Below are 23421 nucleotides of genomic sequence, written 5' to 3' on the forward strand. Positions count from 1 at the left end.
AAGAAAATCCTATAATGATTATTTGAAAAATGAAGACAGATGATCGACGACAACTTTGCAACATATATCTGCAAGGAGCGGAAAAAGGGAATGCTACTTTTGAAACGGATATTGATAAATGAAAGTAGGGGCGGAAGATGAAAAAAGCAGACGTGTTCGTGATTGAGGAAAAGACGGTCGTCGCGGGCCGGATTAAAATGAAATTCGTTTTTGAAAGATTCTTCGAGAGGGTGGAGGGAGCTGCAGTCTATGTCTTTCCTATAGACATAGTCAATGGACCGTGCAACAACGAACGGAATTCACGATGGACGGAAGACGCTAAAAATTACGACGCACAGCGGCGGATAGCGGGATGCATTAATATTGGCGCATGGAAGCCGAAATATTGGTTAATTCTATTGAATAACATATACGTTATATAATACAATCGTTATATAGATAACAAAGGGGGCTAATCATGACAAGACCATTGATTTATTTTCTTTGTACAGGAAATTCGTGCCGAAGCCAAATCGCAGAAGGATTTGGGAAACACTATTTGCCGGGCTGGGACGTCTATTCAGCCGGAATTGAACAACATGGCTTAAACCCAAAAGCTGTCCGGGCGATGCAGGAGCAGGGGATTGATATTTCCAAGCAAACATCTGATTTGATTGATCCGGATCTTTTGAAGCGGGCGACGATCGTTGTCACCTTGTGTGGGGATGCGCGTGATAACTGTCCTGTCATTCCTCGACATGTCCGTCAAGAACATTGGGGATTTGATGATCCTGCACGTGCAACAGGAACGGAAGCTGAGCAATGGTCTGTCTTCCAACGTGTACGTGATAAAATCGGAGAACGGATTCAACGATTCGCTAATAAAGAGGCAAGTAACTAAAAGCGAAAGGAGGAACAGATATGATTGAGACAACGAACCATGTTGACGAAATGAGTCAGTTCTTAAAACTGCTCAGCGATGGCACACGTCTTGAAATCTTACGACGATTATACGTCCGGGAACATTGTGTTTGTGATTTTGTCGAGATGTTTGATATCTCACAACCCGCCGTCAGCCGTCACTTGAAATTATTACGCCAGTCGCAAATTATCTTGGAGCGGCGTGAACGGCAATGGATCCATTTCCGAATCAATCCGGACCATCCGCATCATGACTTGCTATTAACGATCTTGGACGCGATGGAACAGCCGACAATCCCGGAAAAAAGCTGCTGAGAGGATTTGTTGGCAATGAGGGGGCAGTTTCCCTTGCATTTCATATAACGATAAGGTTATGTTATATATAACAAGTTGGTTATATAAAAAGGAGCTGAATGAAGATGAAGAAAATTGAGATTTACGATCCGGCGATGTGTTGTCCGACCGGTTTATGTGGACCTTCGATTGATCCGGAGCTGACCCGGATGGCGACGGTCGTTCATGTTTTGAAACAGCATGGTTACCCGATCGAGCGCTTTAATTTGGTGAACGAGCCGGATGCATTCGTCGAAAATCAATTGATTAAGCAAGCGATCACGGACGGTGTCGACACTCTGCCGATCACGCTTGTCAATGGGTCGATTGTCCGGCGTCGCGGTTACTTGTCAAATGCGGAACTTGCGGAGCTGACCGGTGTAGAAGAAAAAAGTTTCGCGGTCGTTGATGGTCAAAAACCGAAAATTCGCCTGACTCTAAAGTAAGGACGTGACGAAGATGGAACCGTTAACCTTGAATGGACTAAAATTAACCCGTTACTTATTTTTGACCGGAAAAGGCGGTGTCGGTAAGACGTCGACGGCATCACTCCTCGCGATCAAACTGGCAGACAACGGAAAGCGTGTTTTGCTTGTCTCGACGGATCCGGCCAGTAATTTGCAAGACATCTTTAAGATAGACCTGACAGAAGAACCGACTGCGGTTCCCGGTGTCGAGCGCCTGTTCGTCGCAAACTTTGATCCGGAACAAGCAGCGGCGGACTACAAGGAAGCGGTCGTCGGACCGTATCGAGGCATTTTGCCGGATGCGGCCGTCCGGTCAATGGAAGAACAATTGTCCGGTGCCTGTACCGTCGAAATTGCCGCCTTTGATCAATTTACTGGATTATTGGCAGCGCCGGACGCAAAACAGACCTACGATCACATCATTTTTGATACGGCACCGACAGGCCACACGTTACGCTTACTCAGTCTGCCGAATGCCTGGAACGTCTATCTCGATGAGAACACGACCGGCACGTCTTGTCTCGGTCCGTTAGCAGGATTGACGGAGAAAAAGTCACAGTACGAACAAGCGACGGAGCTGTTGGCGAATCCAGCGGAGACGACTTTAATTTTGGTCGCCCGGGCGGAATCTTCGACATTGACGGAAGCAGCCCACGCTTATCAGGAACTGCACGCACTCGGGATTCAAAATGCCCGTTTGATCGTCAACGGCATGTTGCCTGAGACAACGAGTCAGGATACGTATTATCAAGCTTTCTGGCACCGTCAGCAGGCTGCGCTTTCGACCTTACCTGAAGTTTTTTTACGAGAAGTCCCGTTGTTCAGTTTGCCCTACGCCTCAACGAGTTTAATCGGCGTCGCGCAACTCCGCGATTGGTTGACAGAAACGGAACATCCGGAAATGTTGATGGAACGCGAGCAACTAAACGTTCCGCCTCTGTCACATCTGGTTGATCAATTGGATGCAGCAGGACCGGGTGTCGTCATGACGATGGGGAAAGGCGGGGTCGGCAAGACGACGATGGCGTCGATGATTGCGATTGCTTTGACAGAACGGGGACACGATGTCGTTTTGACGACGACGGACCCGGCAGCGCACCTTGAACTGACGATTGAGACGAACGAAAACCCGCATCTTGAAATTAGCCGGATTGATCCGAAGGTTGAAATTGACCGTTATACGGCGCAAGTCTATGCGGCGGCGGGTGAACTGACGGAGGAAGCCCATGCTTTACTTGCAGAAGATTTAAAATCGCCGTGTACGGAAGAAATCGCCGTTTTCCGCGCCTTTGCCGATACCGTTGCCCGGGCAAACGACCGATACGTCGTCATCGATACAGCACCGACGGGACATACGTTACTGTTGCTTGACGCGACGGAAAGTTATCATCAGGAGATGGAACGAGCGACCGGAGATGTACCGGAGGCAGTCAAGACGCTATTACCGCAACTGCGTGACGCAAGCCGGACGCATGTCATCATCACGACACTCGCGGAAGCAACACCGGTCTTTGAAGCCGGACGCTTGCAGGAAGATTTACGTCGTGCCGGGATTGAGCCGATGGCTTGGATTGTCAATCAATCGTTTGCCGCGACAGCGACACGTGATCCAATTCTTGGTCACAAAGCGGAAGCAGAACGTCCTTGGTTGGAAGAAGTCGACCGATTGAGCCGGCAGATGACCGTCGTCGCCTGGCAGACCGAACCGGTTTCCGGATATCATCACCTACTCGCACTTTCGAAAGGATGAATTTTATGCAAATCACACCTGAAGCAGTCATGTACCTGAAAGAACAAGTGGAACACGAACAAGCACCCGGCATCCGTCTCTATCAAGCCGGACAAGGCTGTTGCGGACCAAGTTTCGGACTCGGATTCGGGGCCGGCGAAACCGGTGATCAAGTCAAAGACTTTGATGGATTGGCGCTGGCGATCGACGGAAATTTAGCGGATGTCAGTCATGACATCACGCTCGCACTGGAAGAGACGGACCAAGGTCCGCAAATCGTCCTCCTCGGTGCATCCAACTGTTAAACAGTAAATCGAAATTTAATACAGAAATGAAGTGAACGCATTGACCGGCACACATCTACTTGCGATCGGGATTTTCCTGGTCACGTTATTTTTAATCATCAAACAACCAAAGGGTCTCGGCATCGGCTACTCCGCCATGGGGATGGCATTGATTGCTTTACTGACCGGGGTCGTCAATCTGGACGATGTCGCGACTGTCTGGGGCATCATCTGGAACGCGACGTTTACCTTCATCGCTCTGATCATCATCTCATTGATTTTAGACGAGATCGGCTTCTTTGAATGGGCCGCCTTACATATGGCACGAATCGCCAAAGGCGGCGGATTGAAATTGTTCATCTACATGACGCTACTTGGGGCAGGGGTCGCTGCCTTGTTCGCAAATGACGGCGCCGCGTTGATTTTGACACCAATCGTCCTCGCGATGGTCCGGCACTTAAAGTTACCGGATTATTTCGTCCTCGCGTATGTCTTCGCGTCCGGCTTCATCGCCGATACGGCAAGTCTGCCGTTCGTCGTTTCGAACCTCGTCAACATCGTCTCGGCCGACTTCTTTGACATCGGCTTTACAGACTATGCGGCACGGATGGTGTTCGTCAACGTCTTTGCAGTTTCCGGGAGTTTACTCGTACTTTATCTTTACTTCCGTAAGAGTATTCCGAAGACTTATGACGTGACACAACTCGTCGCACCACGCGCGGCAATCAAAGATCAGCGAATGTTCAAATTATCATGGGTGGTCCTCGTGCTGCTTGTCGTCGGTTACTTCACGAGTGATCTCATCGGGATTCCCGTCAGTCTCGTTGCCGGCGTCATCGCCTTGTTCTTTTTACTGATGGCCCGCCGTTCACCAAGTGTCCCGACGAAACGAGTCATTGCCGGTGCACCATGGGCAATCGTCTTCTTCTCGCTCGGGATGTACATCGTCGTTTACGGTCTGCAAAATGCCGGTCTGACGCAACTTTTAGCGGACATCATCGATGGATTTGCGACAAATCTCGCCGCCGCGACGTTCGGGATGGGCTTCCTCGCTGCCATTTTGTCATCGATCATGAACAACATGCCGACCGTGATGATTGATGCACTCGCGATCGATCTCAGTCAGGCAACAGGATCGATCCGGGAGGCCTTGATTTATGCCAACGTCATCGGCTCCGACTTAGGTCCGAAAATCACGCCGATCGGGAGTCTTGCGACGTTGCTTTGGTTACACGTCTTACGGACGAAAGGTGTTAAAATCGGGTGGGGACAATACGTTAAGATTGGAACGATTTTAACGGTTCCGACGCTTGCGATCACCTTACTCGGTCTTTACATCAGCTTGTTACTTTACTAAGGGGGATTATTCATGAAACTACTCATCATCGGTTCAGTTGCTGCCGGAACATCGGTCGGCGCGAAAGCCCGTCGGAACGACGAATCACTACAAATTACGATTTATGACCGCGATCAAGACATCTCGTACTCGGGTTGCGGGATTCCGTACTTCGTCGGTGGCGAGATCGAAGACATCGATACCTTGACACCACGGGACGCGGCGTTCTTTAAAAAACGCTACAACATCGACGTCAAGACCCAACATGAAGTCGAATCAATCAATCATCAGACGAAGACGGCGACCATCTTAAATGGCGTAACGGGTGAACGCTTCGAGGATACGTACGATACGCTGGTCCTCGCGACAGGGGCCTCAAGCATCATTCCGCCATTTCCCGGTGTTGATGCACCAAACGTCTTTTCCGTCCGGAACGTCCAGAACGCCGGTGCGATCCGTACGTACATCGAGCAACACGATCCGAAGACGGTCACGATCGTCGGTGGCGGATTCATCGGACTTGAGATGGCGGAACAATTGACGTATCGCGGCATTGTCGTCACGCTCGTCGAACGGCTGCCGCAAGTCATGCCACCGCTTGATTTTGATATGGCGTCGCGTGTCGGCGATCATCTTGAAAGTAAAGGGGTCCGGCTGTTGTTAAATGAATCCGTCACGGCATTGACGGGCGAAGGCGAAGTCACGCAAGTCGAACTCGCGAGCGGCAAATCGGTTGCGACGGATTTTGTCATCCTCTCGGTCGGCGTCAAACCGAACACGGAACTGGCGACGCAAATCGGCGTCACACTCGGTCAGACTGGGGCGATTGCCGTCAATCCGCAAATGCAGACGAACGTGAAAGACGTCTACGCCGTCGGTGACGTCGCAGAGAGCTTTTCCGTCATTACGGGAGAAGCAATCTATCGGCCGCTCGGTTCAACAGCGAACAAGATGGGTCGGATTGCCGGGATGGTCATCACCGGCGAAGAGGCGGCACATCGCGGCATTCTCGGGACGGGGATTTTCAAGGCATTCGATTTGACGGTCGCCCAAACCGGCTTGACGGAAAAAGAAGCCCATGCCGCCGGATTCGATATTGAGATTTTACACAACATTAAACCGGACCGTCCCGAGTATATGGGCGGAAAGGACATGGTCATCAAAGCGATTGCTGACCGAAAAACAGGACGGGTCCTCGGGGCACAAATCGTTGGACCGCAAGGCGTCGACAAACGGATTGATGTCCTCGCGACGGCAATCACGTTCAAGGCGAAAGCGGAAGACTTATTCCACCTCGATCTTGCCTATGCCCCGCCGTTCTCGACGACAAAAGATCCCGTCCTCTACACGGGGATGGCACTTGATAATGCGATTAAGAAGACGGCCCGCTTAGTGACGCCGGAAACATTGGTCGAGCAAACAGCGACGGAAGAATCGATTCAAATCATCGATACGCGGTCGAAAAAACAGTTCGAGAAGAATCATGTCGACGGCGCGGTTCATATCCCGCTCGGCGAACTGCGGACGCGGGCTGCGGAACTCGACCCATCCATCCCGACGGTCGTCTATTGTAATAAAGGCGTCACCGGCAATGCAGCGCAAAACGTGCTCAAGAATCTCGGGTTTACGGATGTCTGTAACTTGTCCGGTGGAAATACGAACTATCAGCACCTGAAGCATTGTTTTTCTAAGAAATAAGCGCAAAAATCGCATAAACAGGAACCACGCTCCGTCTGACGGAATGTGGTTCTTTCAGCGTGCAGACAAACTATTATGAAGCGTGAACATGCGATAACGAGAGGCAATCCGTTCGCGCTTCCTTGTCTCGCCTCGTCTTCAAAGCGGCAATCTTCCGCGCCGCTACAGCAAAGCTGCGGGGTCGCGACCGATTGCTTTTCGCTTTAAAAGCGATTCGAGCAGAATCGCGGCGCACTAAACCGCCTGCATGCCCGGCTTTCCGTCATGGTATTCCCTAAAAAGCGTCACGTTTCGTTGACTCCTACGGGAAAAAGTGCGTTTTTAACGCACGTTCAGAGGCAGGCAAGACCCTGCTCGTTGTCCGTTAGGACGAAGGAGCAACGGCTTGCGCCTCGCCCGAGGAAAGCAACGAAAACAGACGCGCGATCTCCCGATAGCACTTTGTCTACAGTCTGCAAGAACCACGCTCCGCTAGTCGGAACGTGGTTCTTTGTCTTGTCTGTTAAATTAATCGTGTAGTGTCACTGTGAAAGGCTGACCTTTTTTAATGACCTGCTGCTGCGCATCAAGGACGTCACTCGTCAAAAACTCGAGTTTTTCAACGGGACGTTCCGTGATGAAACCAAGGTTGCCGCTGCGCTGTTCCGATGGCTCATATGTCCCGGCCAATGCTTCGAGGTACAGGTCATCATCAATTGTTTTTTCTGTCGATTGATTGATTTTTACATGAGCAACCGGGTTGAACGTGACCGGTTGCTTGCTCGTATTCGTAACCGTGACGCGGGTCTTCACCATATCGAATGCTTCTTCATGGGTGAAGCCGTGAAAGAAATCAATCATCGCGTAACTCGGACGGGTCTGAATAACTTTTACTTCCTCGATCGTCATGTCAATCGGTCCAATCGAGTGAGTTTGTTTGACGGACTGGATCTGTTGTAACGTCAATTCACCTTTATCGTCACGAACCGTCTGATTCCGTTTCGTCAACATCCGGTCGTCCGGCAATTGCGGGTTCGGCACATAAACGTCCGTCTTTTCAAGTGCGACGGAGGTGTGTGTGACGGGTGGTGCCGGCACGGCTTGTTGATCAGCTGAAGAATCATTACATCCGGCGAGGATGGTTCCAAGCGTGATCGAGAGCAGGAGTCGCTTCATGATGGACCTCCTTATTTATTCTTTTTCAAGAGATCAAAAATGATTTTGGCGTGATCCGTATTGTCGACTTGTCCGGCAAACCGGTCTTTAGCCGGTCCATAGGCATAGACGGGAACGTCTTCTCCCGTATGTCCGCCCGTCGTCCAACCCGTGTGCGACCGTTGATTGAAGATTTCTTCAATCGCGTTATCGACGTCTGTCACGTTCTTAGAGGCAGCAGCTCGTTCGACCGAAGTGAATTCCTCTTCCGTCAAAGCCAATTTTTGTTGATCGATGTACGTCGTCAAGGTCTTGCGGACATCGGCGCCGGAAACGATTTTTTCAGCCATGAAGTCGGGTGTTTTCTTTGCTGCTTTAATCGGCTCGGCGAACCAGTTATAAATCCCGTCTGCCCCGATTGAATAGCCGCCCGTCGAATGATCGGCCGTCGCGACGACGAGCGTATGCTTGTCCTTTTTCGCAAAGGCGATTGCCGCTTTAAACGCCCGTTCGAAATCTTCCATTTCACTCATCGCGCTGACGATGTCATTATCATGTCCGGCCCAGTCGATTTGACTCCCTTCGACCATCAGGAAGAAGCCTTTTTTGTTCGTATCGAGTCGTTTAATCGCCGCATTCGTCATTTGCTCCAATGAGGGAACGGTATTTTCGCGGTCGATCCGTTTTGCTAAACCGCCATCGGCAAACAGACCGAGGACTTGTTTGTTGCGGTCGGCATTTAATTCGTCAAGATCCGTCACGTATCCGTAACCGTCTTTTTTGAATGCTTTCGTCAAATCGACATCCGGACGGACGAAGTTGGATTTACCGCCGCCGAGTAAAACATCAATCTTATGTTTCCCGTTAATCCGTTCCTTAAAGTAATCATCTGCGATCGCGTTCATGTTTTTCCGATTTTCGTCATGAGCGCCGAACGAAGCCGGTGTCGCATGGGTGATTTCTGACGTCGCGACGAGTCCCGTTGACTTACCGCGTTCTTTCGCCGCTTCAAGGACGGTCTTGACTTCAGACTTATCATTGTCGACGGCAATCGCTGCGTTGTACGTCTTGACGCCGGAAGACATCGCGGTTGCGGCAGAGGCAGAGTCGGTGATGTTTTGTGCCGGATCTTCCGGATAGGTCATTTGCTGACCGACGAGATACTGGTCGAAGGCAGTTTTTTCGGCGACGGTCGTCGTCGGATCATTTTTTAAGTAACGGTGCGCCGACGTATAGGAAACACCCATCCCGTCACCGATTAAAAAGATGACGTTGCGGATTTCTAGCGTCTTCTTGTATTTGCTTTTGGCATCGGCATCCGGTGTCGATACCATCGTGCTGAGCGATAAGGTCGATAGGGCGAGAATCGGGATCAGTCGTTTCAGTTTCATGATAATTCCTCCTTGGTCATTTAAAGAACAGTATGTATTGCCTACATTCATCATCCTACTGAAGGAATATGAACGGAATATGAGAAAAATGTAAACAATTATGAAGAAGTAATGACAAGGAGCTATGAAAAAGGAGTTGGCATGTCTTACGAAACAAAAATATGAAAAAACTAGTCAGCGAAGTCGCCGGCTAGTTAGTGTGAAGCGTGTTAAACGAGGAGTAAGCCCATCAAAATCGTATCATAATACAAGCCGTCCGCAAGCAGTCGGTCGTGCTTGAGTCGTCCTTCGACTTGAAACCCGGTTGTCTGATATAAACGAACGGCCCCTTGATTCGTCTCGACGACGGTCAATTGAATCTTTTGCAGTTCGACCGTCCGTGCCCAGTCAAGTGTCGTCTGTAAGAGAGCCCGCCCGATGCCTTGCCCCCAACAGTCACGGACGACCCCGACGCCGAAGTCGGCTTTATGTGCGAACCGACGCAAGGAGAAACCGACACAGCGGGCATAACCGACGAGTTGACGATCCACTTCAGCGACGAGCAGGGAGTGGGGAATACCGGTCTCATGCTGAATCAATTGCAGAAATCCCTTTTCATCCAGCACGTCTTCGCCCGGGAATCGGTCAAAGTGGTCCGTTTCTGCATCGAGTCTCGCGCGCAGTAAAGCAAGCTGTCGTGCATCCGTAGGCTCTACCGGACGAATCGTGTACGTTACAGATTGAATGTTCGCGTCAATTGGATCCATCATATTCGCCTCCGAACTAGTAAAATCAAAATCGTCCCCCTTAAGAATGCCATAAACAATTTAAAAATGTAAAGTATTTCCATTAAGACAAACGAAGATTGTCTAGATCGACACATGATAGACTAGAAACAGATTGGAAAGGATGGATAGAGATGTTAGAGATACAACAGGGTTCAACGGAGGACCGCGAATACATTCGCGAACAATTAATCGGCTTCAACAAAACGAAAGTTCCGCTAGCGGTTCAACATGAGACGGAACAAATCTGTTTTCTTTTAAAGGAAGGTGGCGAGATTAAAGGCGGATTGACAGGTGAATACAGCTGGAACCACGTCCACGTCTCTTTCTTGTGGCTCGACGAGTCCGTCAAAGGCGGCGGATACGGCAGCAAATTATTGAGCATGGTCGAAGCCTATGCCAACGAACGTGCCTGCAGCAAAGTCATCCTCGACACGTTCAGTTTTCAGGCACCCGGCTTCTATGAAAAAAACGGGTACGTCGAATACGGGCGTTTAGACGATCATCCGGTCGAAGGGATGACACAATACTTCTATAAAAAATTACTTTAAATGAGTTGATCCTTATTTCTTGTAATAATAAATCCAAGCAATCAGATAGGACAGTGTGCCGAGCGATAAGACGGTCGCGATGGCGTAGAAGGGAAAGTTCGGAAAACCTTCAACGAGTTGGACGTAAAATAAAAACGGAATCATCAGGACAGGGAGTGTGGACAAAAATGTTGAATAGGCAACACGTGTCGCCTTACCTGTGATGACTTCCTCGCGCTCGTCCTGATCGGAAAATTCAGTCATCCCGACGGACCATTCGGAAAACGTACTTTTTTTGTTGGTCCGAGTCAGATACCCCATAACGGTTAGTAAAACAGCGATGAGTATCATCGGAAGAACAAGCGGAAGTTCCAATGTGATGTTGAATCCGGTACCGCGGACGGGATCATCGTTAAACACTTCAAGTTGATCGTGTACAGAACTGACGAAAGCAGCTAACAAATAGAACAGACAAATGTTTAAGCTCGATTGAATGATGACACGTTTCAAGGTGATTCCTCCTCCAAATAAAAGATGTCTTCGATTGGTCGGTCAAAGACCCGGGCGATGTGCATCGCCAGTAACAAGGACGGGGTATAGCTTCCTTTTTCGAGTGAGATGACGGTCTGGCGCGTGACGCCGATCAAGTCAGCGAATTGTTCTTGCGTCCAGTCCGTTTGGCGCCGTAATGCTTTGACGCGATTCGAAAGTTTCATCGGGACACTCCTTTCTTACATAAACACATTGTATAGTTTGTTTTACATTTTGTAAAGCTAACTATACTTTTTATTTTTCCGTCTCATTTATCGAAAATTCGTGGAGTCTGACTAAAACAGAATAGTCTGACAACTTTCGGGTAATATGTACTTTATCACTTCGACGGCATCGGGACAGAAAAAGGGGGGGAATTAAATGTTGCCTGAATGTATTCCGGATCAAAGGGAGCTCGCACGCCGCATGCGCATCGTCAAAACGTTACGGAAGCTTGGAAAAACGGATGAAGCCATTGCAAAATCATTATATGTCCCGGTCGAGTGGGTCAGATCAGTCGAAGATAATTTATCGAATACTAGTTATCAGCAATCATCTTAATGCATGAAAAAGAAGCGTCTCCCTTAGTTCAGGGGGACGCTTCTTCATGTTCACGATGACAGTTTCGTTGCGCCCGAGTCGACCGACAGTTTCGGTTGACGCCAAAAGAACGTCAAGATGATGCCGACCGTCAGGACAATCGTCGCGAAATAAAACGGGTAGTTGAGGTTGACATCAAACAGGAGTCCACCCGCAATCGGTCCGAGGATGTTCCCGACACTCGTAAACATCGAATTCATTCCGCCGACGAAACCTTGTTCATCGCCGGCGATCTTCGACAGATAGGTCGTGACGGCAGGACGCATCAAGTCGAATCCGACGAAGACGACCATCGTCACAAGGATGATTGCGAAGTAACTCGTCACGTACGTCATGACGAGGACGAGGGCGGTTGAGACGATTAAGCTGTAACGGATCAGGCGGATCTCACCGAACCACCGCGTCAAGCGGTCGAACAGGCCGACCTGGACGACGACACCGACAATCGCTCCGAGGGAAATCGCGAGAGCGATGTCCTTCGCCGTGAAGCCGAACTTCCGGTCGACGAACAGGGCGAACAGCGATTCGAACGAGGCGAGACCGAATGACGAAATCAACAGGACCAAAAAAGCGACGAAATAGAGGGGGGAAAAGATTTTTGAGAAGCCGTTCGCTTGTTTGACGGTCGGCGCATCGGCATAATGACGTTCCGGTTCACGTAACGTGAAGACGGACAAAATCATCGCAATCATCCCGAACGTCGCGGCAAAGAAAAACGGAACGCGTGTCCCGATGTCAGCGAGAAATCCGCCGATCCCCGGTCCGATGATGAAGCCGGTCGAAATGGCGGCCGACATATAGCCGAGCGCCTTCGGACGCGTCTCGTTCGTCGTGATGTCGGCGATGAACGCCGTCACGGCCGGCATGATGAAGGCGGCACTGACTCCCCCTAGGATGCGCGAAGCGAACAGGACTTCGACCGTCTGTCCGAGACCGAATAGCAGTTCCGACATGCTGAAGATGAACAGGCCGATGATGATCATCGGCTTCCGTCCATACTTGTCGACGGCGCGTCCGGCAAGCGGCGAAAGGATCAGTTGGGCAAAGGCGAACGCCGACACCATATAGCCGACCGTCGAGCCGGAGATGTTCAATTCATTCATGATCGTCGGGGTGACGGGAATGACGAGTCCGATCCCTAAAAAGGCGATGAACAGATTGAGTAAAAGTGTACCTAAAATGAGTTTGTTGTTTTGCATGATTTGAACCTCAGTTTCTGATTTGACTTCTTAACGGACGAGTCCGCGCCAAAAAATCGGCCAGACGGCAGTGAGTCGTTGTTGGTAGGCGTCAATCCCGTTATAGACGAGTTCTGTCATCGTTCCTTCCGCAACCGTCAAATAGGCGAGTGCGCCGCTCGTATAGTCTTCGGAGTAGAGAATCTGCTCCGTCCGGTCGCGTTCGCGGAACAAGCGTGCAAGGTGACGATGGATCGAATCGAAAAACGGATTGATCAACGCCGTCACTTCATGCTCCAGTTTGACGGGCGGGAAGTACGCGATGCGAAGGATGAACTTCATTTGGTCGTTTTGGTTGCTTTCCTCGATGAACCAGTCGAAAAATCCTTTTAGCGATGCTTCGAGCGGCAACTGCCGTGTCTCGACGAAGTAGGACGCGAGGTGTTTTTTCTGTTCACCGAGCGCGTACGCCATCGTCTTCAAAAAGAGATCGTCTTTTCCGGAATAGTGGGCATAGATGGATGGTTTCTTGATACCGACTTCCTGGGCGATGTCGTTTAAGGAGGCCCCTTCGTAGCCGTGACTCGCGAAGTGGCGCAAAGCGGTCGGGATTAATTGTGCAGCTTTCAAATCATTCACCTTCCTAACGGTCGTTAGTTTATAAAAATACTGTAGCATCTGGTTTGCTACTTGAACAGGAAAATGCCTCAAAGAATAACTTGAGTAAAACTAAAGGGGGTGCAACAATGGATATTATTAGGAATATTCTTGTGATTTGATTTGTAGAGACATCTGAAATGATGGATGTCATGTTAAACGAGCAATCAAGGGGCTGATCGTATGAATAAAAGAATAATATCTATCATCTTGCTCCCCTTTTTGCTAGGTGGAACGTATTACGGGGTGATATCCCTATTGTTCAAAGAAGGTACATCTGTCAGTTCGTTCCCGATTCCGCGCTTTGCGACGGAGCAAACGGGTGCGAACGGGCAACACTACGCGACGCAACTTGCTTCAGAAACAGACGGACCGGGACTCCTGTATGCAGCACGCTTGAATCGTGACGGCTGGAAGAAAGTGAATCAAGAAGGAGCTAAAATTCTCTATCGCAAAGGCGAGACATTCGTTTCGCTGACGACGTTCGACGAGGAAGTATATGTTAAGCCTGTCCGTTTAGTCGAGTTCGAGCGTTTGGAGGATTGAGTCGGAACAAGGTACACTTGCTACAATAAGTAAGGACAGGAGCAATTCGTCCGTTCGTAGCAAAGGAGAATCAAGATGACACAATCCATCGCAATCATCGGAGCAGGCGTCAGCGGGCTTTATACAGCATCGCTTTTACAACAGATGGGGCAAGCGGTCACCGTCTATGAAGCACGGGACCGGATCGGCGGACGTATTGTAAGCGTGGCGGGTACGCATGGAGACGAGGCAGACCGCTTTGACCTCGGACCGACATGGTACTGGCCGGATACGGAAACGGTCATCACGGATCTTGTCGCCGAACTCGGCCTGACGGCATTCGCCCAACACACGACGGGCGCGATGGTACTCGAACGGCAAGCAGGAGCCATCGAACATCATCTGCTGGCACCGGACAGTATCGTCCCGTCGAAGCGGTTAGCGGGAGGAATGGAAGCACTCGTGACAGCGATTGCGTCACAACTCCCGGCGGCATCGCTCCGCTTACAGACACGCGTCACGAAACTTGAGCGGACGGGACAGCAAGTAATCGTTACGTCAATCAAAGACGGACGGATGACTTCAGAAACGTATGATAGTGTCGTGGTTGCCCTTCCACCCCGTCTTGTCGAGCGAGTCGCAATCGAACCGCCGTTTTCCGAGACGACGCGGGAGAAACTGCAAACGACCCCGACCTGGATGGCCGGACAAGCAAAAGCACTTGTCGTCTATGACACGCCGTTTTGGCGCGAAGCGGGTCTGTCCGGGTTTGGGATGAGCTGGGTCGGCGCCATGCAGGAAATTCATGATGCATCACCGCAGCGCGGACCGGGTGCCTTGTTCGGTTTCCTACGGCTGACGGCAGAAGAGCGTCAGTCACTCGGGACGGAAGCGGTTAAAGCCTGCATACTCGAGCAACTTATCACGATGTACGGCGAAGCAGCCCGTCATCCGCGGGAAGTGTTCTATTATGACTGGGCGCAAGACCTTGATACGGCGACGCCTGCAGATGCCCGTCCGTTAACGGAATTTCCGCAGTATCGGCCCATCGCAGTCGACGCAAACTGGCAAGGCCGGCTTTATCTTGCCGGAACGGAAACGGATAGTGCGTTTGGTGGCCATGTCGAAGGGGCGCTCCGGTCGGCGAAGCGGGTCGTCGCTGAATGGACGATGCGGCATGGGTGATTTGTGACGCGCACAATGTTAATCATGAACGTCCTCGACGATCGGGGGCGTTTTTAACTGATTTTAAAAGTCGAAGCAGTCATTTGTTCCACCTGTGGTAACTTTCGGAGATTGGGATGGAAGAACCAAACACATGCAATCAACGAAATACCGAGTCCGGCGAACATGAAAATGAAGTGAGGATCGATAAAGGTCGCGACATATCCACCTAGTAACGAACCGATCGGCATCGCGGCAATTCCTAAGCTATACGCGACTGAATTCACGCGCCCGAGTATTTGGTTCGGGATGATGGTTTGCGTAACACCGGCAAACAAAACATTTACGGCACCGATTGGAATCCAGGCGATACCAAATAAAATCGGTGTAACCAGTGGACTTGAGAGCCACCCGGCAAATACCCAGCAGATGGATCCGACTAAAAAGCAAACACTTGTGACGATGCCGACGCGCAGTTTTCCGAGGGTCGAACCGAGGAGTGCACCGAGCAACGAACCCGCTGACATAGCGGCTAACAGAATACCGTATGTTTGTACACCGCCGATTTGATCCGCGAAGACAGGAAGGACGGCAACCGTCATCCCAATCGCAAAATTTGCGACAGACGAACCAATCAGAAAGACCCAAAGTAATGACGTGAAGACGACAACGAAGCCGTCTTTTAAATCATCGATATAGTCCGTGAAGGTAAGTTTTAAGGAGTGTTGCGTTTTTGGTGTTGGCGTTTTTACAAAATCCATGTTGAGGAACGAGAAAAACATCGCGGCGAGTGCGAATGTCACTGAATCGACGAAAAACATCGTGATGGCACCAAAGAAGGCAATTGCTAATCCTGCCAATGAATTGAAGACAAAATCAACGCCTTGATAAGCAAATGCAAAAAGTGAATTTCCTTGCAGCAGTTCTTTTTCTTTTAGAAACAAGGGGAGGGCTTTAGTTTGCGTCGGATAGGCAAACTCTTCGACGCAGGCGAGTAGTGGCATGACGGATAAAATTAAAGTGATGCTTAAAAAATCGAGCAGGTAAGCGAGTGGAATGATCAAAATCAAAATCGACTGCACGACTTGGGTGACGATTAACGTCGTTTTGATTCTCCAGCGGTCGACCAGCGGACCCGCAAGAAATTGCAGGGCTTTTGGTGATAAAATCAGAAACCCGGCGAGCCCTGTATAAAATGCACTTTGTCCAATGTCATGGACAAGCCACATCGCGGCGATGTAATAAAGACTGTCTCCAATATTCGTCACGAGTCGGCCGGACAGTAAAAATATGAAATTACGGTTTTTCAAAAGTTCAATCATGCGTAAAACCTCCAGTCGATTTATTATTTTGACCAGTCAATTTAATTTGACAATGACGGGTAAAGAAAAAGGCTATACGTTCAAGCCTTGTTTTCTTCATCCTCATGGTCAATCGTTTCCATGATGAGTTCATCCACTTCAAACGCCATCGTAGAAAAGAAATAAAGTTTTTGAGCGGTTTCTTCACTTGGTTCTTTTGAGAGGTGTCTAAGCTCCTCCATCAAAGCAAAATATTTTTTCATCCAATCGTTAAACTGTTCCTCCGTTGCAGAGATTTGCCACATTGAACCGACATGATTCCAGTCAGCAGGCGATTCACTGGCCCGTTGAGGGGTAAATGCATGCTCGGGCGCAGATAAAATAACTTGTTTTGTTTTTTCGGCCATCTGAAAAAGCAATTGCCGATTGGATTCATTGACGTCTTCCATATGCGGCAAGAGCTCAAGTGATGGTGTGAACCCCCGTGCCACCGATTGATAAAACTTTTGGATGATTCCGCCTTTTTCTTCCGTTTTGACTAACGTGATCAAGTGATTCTTTTCGAGCTCCTTTAAATGATAATGTACTTTAGGACGCGATAAGTTAAGTTTTTCAGACAACATTTGACCCGTGAGTGGTTTTTCGATCAACCGCATCATGATTTCAGCTCGGATCGGAACACTCAGCGCCTTTAATTGGCTTAAAGTGGTTAGCGTTAAAATGGATTTCATGAGAAGACTCCTTTTTATTTGACCGGTCTAATTTATTTGACAATAAAATAACATAGATTTACTTTTAACAGTTAATATTTTTTGCAAGGCATTACATTCTCTTGGATGAGGTATTACTTGACAGATTGGAAAATCGAGTGAAGGATTTGTTTTAACTAATTATTGAAAAGGTATAAGGGCACATAGAATATTTTAGTGCGACATGTAAGGGAAGGGTGACTGTATGACGTATCAAATTTTGATTCTACTACTTATCGGCTACGTAATTTACACAATCGATTTAAAACAAAAAATGATTCCTGTTCCGATGGTGCTCGTCGTGATTGGACTGGGTCTTTCATTTATCCCCTATTTTTCTTCGCTTCATCTATCAAAGGAAATCGTATTTGAAGTGTTTTTGCCGGCACTCCTGTTTACGGCAGCGTATCAGTTTCCGATTAAACAGTTGAAAAATAATTGGGGTATTATTACGGCGTTCAGCACGATTGGGTTGATTGTGACGGCCTTATTACTCGGTGTCTCAATTTACTGGATCTCGAATCTGTTCATTTCACTTTCGCTGACGGCTTCGCTGCTCCTTGCCGCCATCTTGATTCCGACCGATCCGGTCTCGGTAACGTCCATCATCAAAAAAAGTACAGGGGACGAACAACTCGCCGATATCGTGGAAGGAGAATCGATGGTCAATGACGGGACGAGTATCGTTTTGTTTACGATCTTATTAACGATGTTTCAAACGGGGGAACGTTTTAATTTCACGACATTTATCGAACAATTTATGCTTGTTTCGTTTGGCGGAATTCTGATTGGTTTCTTGCTCGGATGGATTTTAAGTAAAATTATTCACTTGACGACGCAAAAAGAATATCAAGTGATGTTGAGTATCGTCATGTCGTACGGTGGATTTTATCTTGCGGAAGCGCTTGGTGTCTCAGGTGTTCTCACCACGGTCATTTTGGGGATTTTCTTGTCTTACGAAATCGAAAAAGCGGATGAGGAGAAGGGAATTAAAGCATCATTAGATGGATTTTGGAACATCATCAAACCAACATTTTTATCGATTTTATTCTTACTGATTGGGATTCAAGCAGCTGGATACTTAGTTTTTTCACAATGGGGACTGGCGTTGATCATTTTTGGTCTGACCTTGTTGGCACGGTTCATCATGGTCAGCGGCTTCATTTATGCGGTACCGGCCTGGAAAGGTGAATTTCGCGACGACTTTTCGACGATCTCAATCATTACGGCAGCCGGGATTAAAGGTTCGATGTCTGTCGCGTTGTTACTATGGCTCGAAAAAACGGTCTCAGCGCAATATGATGTGTTGATTTCCTTATCGTTTGCTGTCATCGTCCTGTCGTTGATTGTCCAAAGTATCGGTATTTATCCGCTGACGATTTTCTTGAGTAAGCGGCATAAACGATAATAAAAAAGAAAATCAAAAAGCAGACACTGTCCAAAAAGTACTTGGATCGTGTCTGCTTTTTTGCGTTTACAGATACAAGCCGTTCGCCTCAACATTTTGAGTGTTCATAAAGACAAGAAAAACGGATGATCTTAAGTTGTTCCAAAAACGGAAATCATCAAATCCGCAATCATGCAGTTTTCTCTAACATGACCAGTCATTCAGACGAATATAATAACTTGCCCGTTTTGAAATCGTAAATCCGGTAAAAAATTTCAAATGCATGATCTTTTGTCGTTGTCACGTGGCAGGTATACGGGACGTCCGGTCCGTAAGCGCCGAGATCGGCCCGATCGAAGAAACTGAAATAGTCACCTGTTTCATCATAATAAAGATCAATCGTCCGCGGGCTGGATTGATCATCGTATTCCACCGTACACATTCCTTTAGTTGTCGCATAGTCATGATAAAAGACGTACTTCAGGCTTGGAGCCGTATACCAAACCAGTCCCACACCGAATAAACACATTAAAACGAGTCGGCCGAACGTGGAAAATTCGATGCCGGTATCCTCACGGAGCCAAAAATATAACAACACACTCAGCACTATACAGACGATACCACCTGCGAAAAGCGCGTAATAGAAAAGCACTTCTTCATTCATGCGATCATCACCCTCATAAATACAACCCGTTCGCCTGAACGACGAATTGCGAGTGTTCGTAATGATAGGTGATGACGGAATAATCGAACGGACGACCGTTCGACAAGTGGAAGATCGTCTCGACCGTCAATGCCGGATCACCGGCTTCAAGTTCCAAATGTTCCGCAATCGTTTCCGGCAATTTGCCGACGTGCATGTACATGTCGGAAAAGCCGATGTTCAGTCCGAGTGCCGTCTCAAGATACTCGAAAATCGATTGTTCGACGATTTCCCGGTTCAAGTATGGGACGAGTGCTTTTACGTAATAGGATTCTTCGAGGCAGAGAAGCCGTCCGTCAATGTAGCGGATCCGTTTGACGAAATAGATGTCTGTCCCAGGTGTAATGGCAAGGTTATGAGCGAGATCCTCCGGGCAGGCAATGACTTCAAGTTCGAGTAAACGCGACGTGATATCATAATCGATCAAGTTTTGCTTGAAGCCTTGTGTCGAGAAGAGATTAAAATACCCTTTCCGATTACTTTTGCGGACAAAAATGCCGCTGCCGCGAACTTGAAAGATGATTCCTTTTCGTTCCAGCAGTTCGAGCGCTTTCGTCATCGTCGTTTTACTGACCTCAAATTGTCGGATCAATTGATCGAGAACCGGTAATTTATCGCCTTGCTGTAACGCATTCTGTTCGATGTAGGCTTCGATTTCCGTCGCCGTTTGTTCATATTTCAGCATGGTTCACCCTCATTTACATAAAAATTGTTATATCGCAACTATATCATAATAAAAAGACGATATTTGTAAACATGTTTTTTTAAGATTAAATGTGTATTGATTAATTGTGCATGTACAATTATGATGATAATAAAGGTATACATCTCGATTATTAGGGAGGACTTGAAGATGAAAGCATTACCAAACGACTTTTTATGGGGCGGCGCACTGGCTGCGCATCAATTTGAAGGTGGCTGGAACGCCGGCGGCAAAGGGCCGAGTGTCGTCGATGTCATGACGGCAGGCGCGCATGGCGTCGCCCGCCGAATTACCGATACGATTGAAGAGGGGACGTTTTACCCGAACCATGAGGCGATCGATTTTTATCACCGCTATCAAGAAGACATTGCCTTATTCGCCGAGATGGGATTGAAGTGTCTCCGGACATCGATCGGCTGGAGCCGGATTTTCCCGAACGGGGACGAAACGGAACCGAACGAAGCGGGACTGCAGTTTTATGATAATGTCTTTGACGAGTTGATTAAACACGGCATCGAGCCGATCATCACGTTATCGCACTTTGAAATGCCGCTCCACCTCGCGCGCGAATACGGCGGGTTCCGCAACCGGAAAGTTGCTGAGTTCTTCGAACGCTTTGCTGAAGTCTGCTTCACACGCTACAAAGATAAAGTCATGTACTGGATGACGTTTAATGAAATCAACAACAAGATGGATGTCGAGAATCCGTTGTTCCTCTGGACGAACTCCGGTGTCAAAGTCGAACCGGGCGAAAATGCGATGGAAGTCATGTACCAGACCGGTCACCACGAACTGATTGCCAGCGCCCTTGCTGTCGCGAAAGGGAAAGCAATCAATCCCGATTTCCAAATCGGAGCGATGATTTCCCACGTCCCGGTCTATCCGTATTCCTCACATCCGAAAGACGTCATGCTGGCGGAAAAATCGATGCGTCAACGTTACTTCTTCCCGGATGTTCAGGCACGCGGTTATTATCCGAACTATGCCTTAAAAGAGTTCGAACGGGAAGGTTATCAGATTCCGATCCTCGACGGCGATGACGAGATTCTGAAAAACGGGACGGTCGACTACATCGGCTTCAGTTATTACATGTCGACAACGGTCAAGCATGATGCGACGGTCAACAATACGGGGAACATCGTCAACGGCGGTCTCGCGAACGGCGTCGAGAATCCGTACATCCAGTCGAGCGACTGGGGCTGGGCGATTGATCCGGTCGGACTCCGTTACGTCCTGAACCGGTTGTATGACCGCTACCAACTCCCGCTCTTCATCGTCGAAAACGGCTTTGGGGCTGTCGATACGATTGAGGACGGCAAGATTCACGATGCAGCCCGGATTGATTACTTGAAGACTCACATCGAAGCGTTGACGGAAGCGGTCACGGAAGACGGCGTCGAACTGATGGGCTACACGCCATGGGGCATCATCGACATCGTCTCGTTTACGACGGGTGAGATGAAAAAACGCTACGGGATGATTTACGTCGACCGCGACAATGAAGGCAACGGCTCGATGGAACGGATGAAAAAAGACTCATTCGACTGGTACAAACAGGTCATTGCGACGAACGGACAGGAGTTGTTGTACGACAAAGCGACACAACAGTAAATCGATAAGCCTCCACCTATACCGGGTGGAGGTTGTTTGTTGTCTGCCAAATCACGCTTGCTTGAAATAGGAAAACAAGCGATGATGAGAATGTATATATTATCCAAAAGTGACGAGGGACGTTTAAGGGGATGAATGAATGATTGGTGTCAGTATTGCGACGATATGGGAGTTCGAAGCGACACTCGCATATTTTGATGTAAAAGAATTAGAACGTACTAAGTACCCGTACGGCGAATATTTTTTCCGGACGATTGCCGGAAAACGTGTGTTGTTTTACAGCACCGGTGTCCGGAAAGTAAACGGGGTCGGGGCAAATCAGTACATGATGGCACGGTTCCCGCTTACAAAAATTATCGTTGCCGGGACCTGTGCCGGCATTGACGAGTCGTTTGCGGTCCTCGACATCATCGTGCCAAACCGCGCGGTCCAGTATGATTGTACGGTGAAAGAAGTCGAGCCGTTGATTAAACCGTCCTTCATCGTTGAACTCGCTGTTGCGGCTTACCAAACAGATTGTCACACCGGAACGATTGGTACGGCAGACCGGGCCGTCGTGATGTGGAACGATTACTTGGAGCTGAAAGACAATGCCGTCACGGTCGCCGATACGGAAGCCGGCGCAATCGCCTATATCTGTCAGAAAAACGGGGTCGAATGTATCATCATTAAAGGCATCTCGGATTTTCCGACGGACGAGACGGACCGCGATCCAGTCCAGTCGAACGAAGAACAAATCAACGTCTACATAGCGAATACGCCAAAAGTGATGCGCAAAATATTCAGTGACTATCTGACACGATTCATTTAGAACATCAGGAGGGGCAACGCATGAAAACATTAGTGGTTGGTTGTCTGCTGACCGTCAACGCTAAAAGCTTAATGACACAAAAGACGCAGTCTCGGATGAAATCCCGGAACTGCGTCTTATTTATGATCAGTGCATCGGCTGCTAATTTTGTTCAGACTCATGTTTTTCTGACTGAGCCGCTTTGAAGTTGCGATAAATCGTATAACCGACAGTGACAGGAAGGATGACAATTCCATACCCAAGCGGCAATCCTAAAAAATAATACCAGAAAATCGTAAAAACAATCATGATTAGAAGGAGGCGGATACTAGATATGTGGTATGTACTCACTTAAAACGTTCCTTTCTTTCAAAGTATTGTTATGTTTTTAGAAAGTCGTTTGGTTGATCGACATAAAGTTGGACCAGTCCGCACTTCGGACAAACGGCAGCTTTCGCTTCAGCAGATGCCTTACTGAAAAAACGACCCGGTTTTTTAATCTTTAAGCCGTACATGGCACCTTTGACGTGGACTTCACAGTCTTCGACTAGTCGGGTGTCGCATTGGGTACAGGTTCGGTTCATGTAACTTGTCCTCCTATTTAGCTTGAACTACCTCCACCTGCGCTGGGCTTCGCCCTGAGACACTTAGAGGTGGGAGTATTCTCGCCTGATTTTGATAAATATTCTTCAACTGTCCTTTAATACGTGTCGGAGTTCGCTGACGCCAAGGATCAGCATACAAAGCGAAAGTGGTATGAAGAATACTAAAAACGATAGTGTCGTTATGGCATCCATTGAACTACCTCCACCTACGCTTCGCTTAGAGGTGGAGGATTCCTGAGTCATCCGACCTAACGGTCGAAATCTGATCAGGCTAACCCCGTCGTCCCGACGGTTGAAGAAGCTAAGAGGCGTTCAGCTTCTTGTTTGAGGTTCAGTCCTGCGTTCACATCA

Annotated in this window: 27 protein-coding genes; 15 read left to right on the forward strand and 12 right to left on the reverse strand. The window is 48.6% G+C overall.

The annotated features are described in order from the left end of the window. Positions 1-457: 457 nt before the first annotated feature. From arsC to KNP98_RS14175, 7 genes are all read left to right on the forward strand, one after another. Complete coding sequence (gene arsC, locus KNP98_RS14145) at positions 458-880, forward strand: arsenate reductase (thioredoxin) (RefSeq protein WP_214812103.1); 423 nt, start codon at positions 458-460, stop codon at positions 878-880. Positions 881-900: 20 nt separating this feature from the next. Further along, a complete protein-coding gene (locus KNP98_RS14150) occupies positions 901-1215 on the forward strand; it encodes an ArsR/SmtB family transcription factor (RefSeq protein WP_214808057.1) in 315 nt (104 codons plus the stop codon). A 104-nt stretch (positions 1216-1319) separates the two neighbouring features. Then, positions 1320-1679 carry an arsenite efflux transporter metallochaperone ArsD gene (gene arsD, locus KNP98_RS14155; protein WP_214808060.1) on the forward strand — a complete coding sequence of 120 codons (360 nt, stop codon included), beginning with the start codon at positions 1320-1322 and terminating at the stop codon, positions 1677-1679. Between the two features lie 13 nt (positions 1680-1692). Beyond that, entirely contained in the window at positions 1693-3450 is a 1758-nt protein-coding gene (gene arsA / locus KNP98_RS14160; RefSeq protein ID WP_214812106.1) for an arsenical pump-driving ATPase, read from the forward strand. Between the two features lie 5 nt (positions 3451-3455). Next, on the forward strand, positions 3456-3734 hold the full coding sequence (locus KNP98_RS14165) for a hypothetical protein (protein ID WP_214808066.1): 279 nt from the start codon (positions 3456-3458) through the stop codon (positions 3732-3734). 31 nt (positions 3735-3765) lie between these two features. Then, a complete protein-coding gene (locus KNP98_RS14170) occupies positions 3766-5070 on the forward strand; it encodes an arsenic transporter (protein WP_214812108.1) in 1305 nt (434 codons plus the stop codon). 12 nt (positions 5071-5082) lie between these two features. Continuing rightward, positions 5083-6747 carry an FAD-dependent oxidoreductase gene (locus KNP98_RS14175; protein ID WP_214812110.1) on the forward strand — a complete coding sequence of 555 codons (1665 nt, stop codon included), beginning with the start codon at positions 5083-5085 and terminating at the stop codon, positions 6745-6747. Positions 6748-7254: 507 nt separating this feature from the next. Here the strand turns inward: KNP98_RS14175 and KNP98_RS14180 are convergent. The 3 genes from KNP98_RS14180 to KNP98_RS14190 form a co-directional block, all read right to left on the reverse strand. After that, positions 7255-7902 (reverse strand): DUF4352 domain-containing protein, encoded by a 648-nt coding sequence (locus KNP98_RS14180; protein WP_214812111.1) that lies wholly within the window; start codon positions 7900-7902, stop codon positions 7255-7257. Positions 7903-7913: 11 nt separating this feature from the next. Further along, positions 7914-9272: an alkaline phosphatase gene (locus KNP98_RS14185; protein ID WP_214812113.1), complete on the reverse strand. Its 1359-nt coding sequence runs from the start codon at positions 9270-9272 to the stop codon at positions 7914-7916. Positions 9273-9481: 209 nt separating this feature from the next. Then, entirely contained in the window at positions 9482-10018 is a 537-nt protein-coding gene (locus KNP98_RS14190; protein WP_239456883.1) for a GNAT family N-acetyltransferase, read from the reverse strand. A 152-nt stretch (positions 10019-10170) separates the two neighbouring features. Between KNP98_RS14190 and KNP98_RS14195 the strand changes: the two genes are divergently transcribed. Continuing rightward, a complete protein-coding gene (locus KNP98_RS14195; RefSeq protein ID WP_214804715.1) occupies positions 10171-10587 on the forward strand; it encodes a GNAT family N-acetyltransferase in 417 nt (138 codons plus the stop codon). A gap of 12 nt (positions 10588-10599) precedes the next feature. On the opposite strand, the gene KNP98_RS14200 is transcribed toward KNP98_RS14195, so the two are convergent. Then, positions 10600-11076, reverse strand: a complete 477-nt coding sequence (locus KNP98_RS14200; protein ID WP_088837008.1) for a DUF2178 domain-containing protein — start codon at positions 11074-11076, stop codon at positions 10600-10602. Next, positions 11073-11282 carry a helix-turn-helix transcriptional regulator gene (locus tag KNP98_RS14205; protein WP_214812115.1) on the reverse strand — a complete coding sequence of 70 codons (210 nt, stop codon included), beginning with the start codon at positions 11280-11282 and terminating at the stop codon, positions 11073-11075. Before KNP98_RS14205 ends, KNP98_RS14200 begins: the two co-directional genes overlap by 4 nt. Positions 11283-11478: 196 nt before the next feature. On the opposite strand from KNP98_RS14205, the gene KNP98_RS14210 reads away from it, so the two are divergent. After that, the gene (locus KNP98_RS14210; protein ID WP_214765909.1) at positions 11479-11658 is read left to right on the forward strand and encodes a DUF2171 domain-containing protein; all 180 of its coding nucleotides are present in this window, start codon (positions 11479-11481) and stop codon (positions 11656-11658) included. 50 nt (positions 11659-11708) lie between these two features. On the opposite strand, the gene KNP98_RS14215 is transcribed toward KNP98_RS14210, so the two are convergent. Beyond that, entirely contained in the window at positions 11709-12896 is a 1188-nt protein-coding gene (locus KNP98_RS14215; RefSeq protein WP_214812117.1) for an MFS transporter, read from the reverse strand. Positions 12897-12926: 30 nt separating this feature from the next. After that, on the reverse strand, positions 12927-13505 hold the full coding sequence (locus tag KNP98_RS14220) for a TetR/AcrR family transcriptional regulator (protein ID WP_214765913.1): 579 nt from the start codon (positions 13503-13505) through the stop codon (positions 12927-12929). A 210-nt stretch (positions 13506-13715) separates the two neighbouring features. Between KNP98_RS14220 and KNP98_RS14225 the strand changes: the two genes are divergently transcribed. Together KNP98_RS14225 and KNP98_RS14230 are read left to right on the forward strand one after the other, a co-directional pair. Then, a complete protein-coding gene (locus tag KNP98_RS14225) occupies positions 13716-14078 on the forward strand; it encodes a hypothetical protein (RefSeq protein WP_214812119.1) in 363 nt (120 codons plus the stop codon). 75 nt (positions 14079-14153) lie between these two features. Next, a complete protein-coding gene (locus tag KNP98_RS14230) occupies positions 14154-15242 on the forward strand; it encodes a flavin monoamine oxidase family protein (RefSeq protein WP_214765916.1) in 1089 nt (362 codons plus the stop codon). Between the two features lie 53 nt (positions 15243-15295). Here KNP98_RS14230 and KNP98_RS14235 read toward each other — a convergent pair whose 3' ends face one another. Continuing rightward, on the reverse strand, positions 15296-16540 hold the full coding sequence (locus KNP98_RS14235; RefSeq protein ID WP_214801582.1) for an MFS transporter: 1245 nt from the start codon (positions 16538-16540) through the stop codon (positions 15296-15298). 83 nt (positions 16541-16623) lie between these two features. Continuing rightward, positions 16624-17253 carry an ArsR/SmtB family transcription factor gene (locus KNP98_RS14240; RefSeq protein WP_214812120.1) on the reverse strand — a complete coding sequence of 210 codons (630 nt, stop codon included), beginning with the start codon at positions 17251-17253 and terminating at the stop codon, positions 16624-16626. A 223-nt stretch (positions 17254-17476) separates the two neighbouring features. On the opposite strand from KNP98_RS14240, the gene KNP98_RS14245 reads away from it, so the two are divergent. Continuing rightward, on the forward strand, positions 17477-18679 hold the full coding sequence (locus KNP98_RS14245) for a cation:proton antiporter (RefSeq protein ID WP_214812123.1): 1203 nt from the start codon (positions 17477-17479) through the stop codon (positions 18677-18679). 196 nt (positions 18680-18875) lie between these two features. On the opposite strand, the gene KNP98_RS14250 is transcribed toward KNP98_RS14245, so the two are convergent. Together KNP98_RS14250 and KNP98_RS14255 are read right to left on the reverse strand one after the other, a co-directional pair. Beyond that, complete coding sequence (locus tag KNP98_RS14250; RefSeq protein ID WP_214812126.1) at positions 18876-19322, reverse strand: hypothetical protein; 447 nt, start codon at positions 19320-19322, stop codon at positions 18876-18878. Between the two features lie 13 nt (positions 19323-19335). Next, positions 19336-20046, reverse strand: a complete 711-nt coding sequence (locus KNP98_RS14255; RefSeq protein ID WP_214804699.1) for a GntR family transcriptional regulator — start codon at positions 20044-20046, stop codon at positions 19336-19338. A gap of 168 nt (positions 20047-20214) precedes the next feature. On the opposite strand from KNP98_RS14255, the gene bglA reads away from it, so the two are divergent. The 3 genes from bglA to KNP98_RS14270 all read left to right on the forward strand — a co-directional run bounded on the left by bglA (position 20215) and on the right by KNP98_RS14270 (position 22671). Further along, the gene (bglA, locus tag KNP98_RS14260) at positions 20215-21675 is read left to right on the forward strand and encodes a 6-phospho-beta-glucosidase BglA (protein ID WP_214812129.1); all 1461 of its coding nucleotides are present in this window, start codon (positions 20215-20217) and stop codon (positions 21673-21675) included. 139 nt (positions 21676-21814) lie between these two features. Next, positions 21815-22486: a 5'-methylthioadenosine/S-adenosylhomocysteine nucleosidase family protein gene (locus KNP98_RS14265; protein WP_088837020.1), complete on the forward strand. Its 672-nt coding sequence runs from the start codon at positions 21815-21817 to the stop codon at positions 22484-22486. 20 nt (positions 22487-22506) lie between these two features. Further along, positions 22507-22671: a hypothetical protein gene (locus tag KNP98_RS14270; protein WP_157898474.1), complete on the forward strand. Its 165-nt coding sequence runs from the start codon at positions 22507-22509 to the stop codon at positions 22669-22671. A 174-nt stretch (positions 22672-22845) separates the two neighbouring features. Here the strand turns inward: KNP98_RS14270 and KNP98_RS14275 are convergent, their stop codons facing one another. Next, the gene (locus KNP98_RS14275) at positions 22846-23049 is read right to left on the reverse strand and encodes a nucleic acid-binding protein (RefSeq protein ID WP_214769320.1); all 204 of its coding nucleotides are present in this window, start codon (positions 23047-23049) and stop codon (positions 22846-22848) included. Between the last annotated feature and the right edge of the window lie 372 nt (positions 23050-23421).

The organism is Exiguobacterium sp. s127, assembly GCF_018618695.1.
Classification (GTDB): Bacteria; Bacillota; Bacilli; order Exiguobacteriales; family Exiguobacteriaceae; genus Exiguobacterium_A; species Exiguobacterium_A oxidotolerans.

Bases quoted from the DNA above. Each gene is read 5' to 3' on its own strand.
- arsC (WP_214812103.1), top strand. From the start codon at position 458: ATGACAAGACCATTGATTTATTTTCTTTGTACAGGAAATTCGTGCCGA.
- KNP98_RS14150 (WP_214808057.1), top strand. From the start codon at position 901: ATGATTGAGACAACGAACCATGTTGACGAAATGAGTCAGTTCTTAAAA.
- arsD (WP_214808060.1), top strand. From the start codon at position 1,320: ATGAAGAAAATTGAGATTTACGATCCGGCGATGTGTTGTCCGACCGGT.
- arsA (WP_214812106.1), top strand. From the start codon at position 1,693: ATGGAACCGTTAACCTTGAATGGACTAAAATTAACCCGTTACTTATTT.
- KNP98_RS14165 (WP_214808066.1), top strand. From the start codon at position 3,456: ATGCAAATCACACCTGAAGCAGTCATGTACCTGAAAGAACAAGTGGAA.
- KNP98_RS14175 (WP_214812110.1), top strand. From the start codon at position 5,083: ATGAAACTACTCATCATCGGTTCAGTTGCTGCCGGAACATCGGTCGGC.
- KNP98_RS14180 (WP_214812111.1), bottom strand. From the start codon at position 7,902: ATGAAGCGACTCCTGCTCTCGATCACGCTTGGAACCATCCTCGCCGGA.
- KNP98_RS14185 (WP_214812113.1), bottom strand. From the start codon at position 9,272: ATGAAACTGAAACGACTGATCCCGATTCTCGCCCTATCGACCTTATCG.
- KNP98_RS14190 (WP_239456883.1), bottom strand. From the start codon at position 10,018: ATGGATCCAATTGACGCGAACATTCAATCTGTAACGTACACGATTCGT.
- KNP98_RS14195 (WP_214804715.1), top strand. From the start codon at position 10,171: ATGTTAGAGATACAACAGGGTTCAACGGAGGACCGCGAATACATTCGC.
- KNP98_RS14205 (WP_214812115.1), bottom strand. From the start codon at position 11,282: ATGAAACTTTCGAATCGCGTCAAAGCATTACGGCGCCAAACGGACTGG.
- KNP98_RS14210 (WP_214765909.1), top strand. From the start codon at position 11,479: ATGTTGCCTGAATGTATTCCGGATCAAAGGGAGCTCGCACGCCGCATG.
- KNP98_RS14215 (WP_214812117.1), bottom strand. From the start codon at position 12,896: ATGCAAAACAACAAACTCATTTTAGGTACACTTTTACTCAATCTGTTC.
- KNP98_RS14225 (WP_214812119.1), top strand. From the start codon at position 13,716: ATGAATAAAAGAATAATATCTATCATCTTGCTCCCCTTTTTGCTAGGT.
- KNP98_RS14230 (WP_214765916.1), top strand. From the start codon at position 14,154: ATGACACAATCCATCGCAATCATCGGAGCAGGCGTCAGCGGGCTTTAT.
- KNP98_RS14240 (WP_214812120.1), bottom strand. From the start codon at position 17,253: ATGAAATCCATTTTAACGCTAACCACTTTAAGCCAATTAAAGGCGCTG.
- KNP98_RS14245 (WP_214812123.1), top strand. From the start codon at position 17,477: ATGACGTATCAAATTTTGATTCTACTACTTATCGGCTACGTAATTTAC.
- KNP98_RS14250 (WP_214812126.1), bottom strand. From the start codon at position 19,322: ATGAATGAAGAAGTGCTTTTCTATTACGCGCTTTTCGCAGGTGGTATC.
- KNP98_RS14255 (WP_214804699.1), bottom strand. From the start codon at position 20,046: ATGCTGAAATATGAACAAACGGCGACGGAAATCGAAGCCTACATCGAA.
- bglA (WP_214812129.1), top strand. From the start codon at position 20,215: ATGAAAGCATTACCAAACGACTTTTTATGGGGCGGCGCACTGGCTGCG.
- KNP98_RS14265 (WP_088837020.1), top strand. From the start codon at position 21,815: ATGATTGGTGTCAGTATTGCGACGATATGGGAGTTCGAAGCGACACTC.
- KNP98_RS14270 (WP_157898474.1), top strand. From the start codon at position 22,507: ATGAAAACATTAGTGGTTGGTTGTCTGCTGACCGTCAACGCTAAAAGC.
- KNP98_RS14275 (WP_214769320.1), bottom strand. From the start codon at position 23,049: ATGAACCGAACCTGTACCCAATGCGACACCCGACTAGTCGAAGACTGT.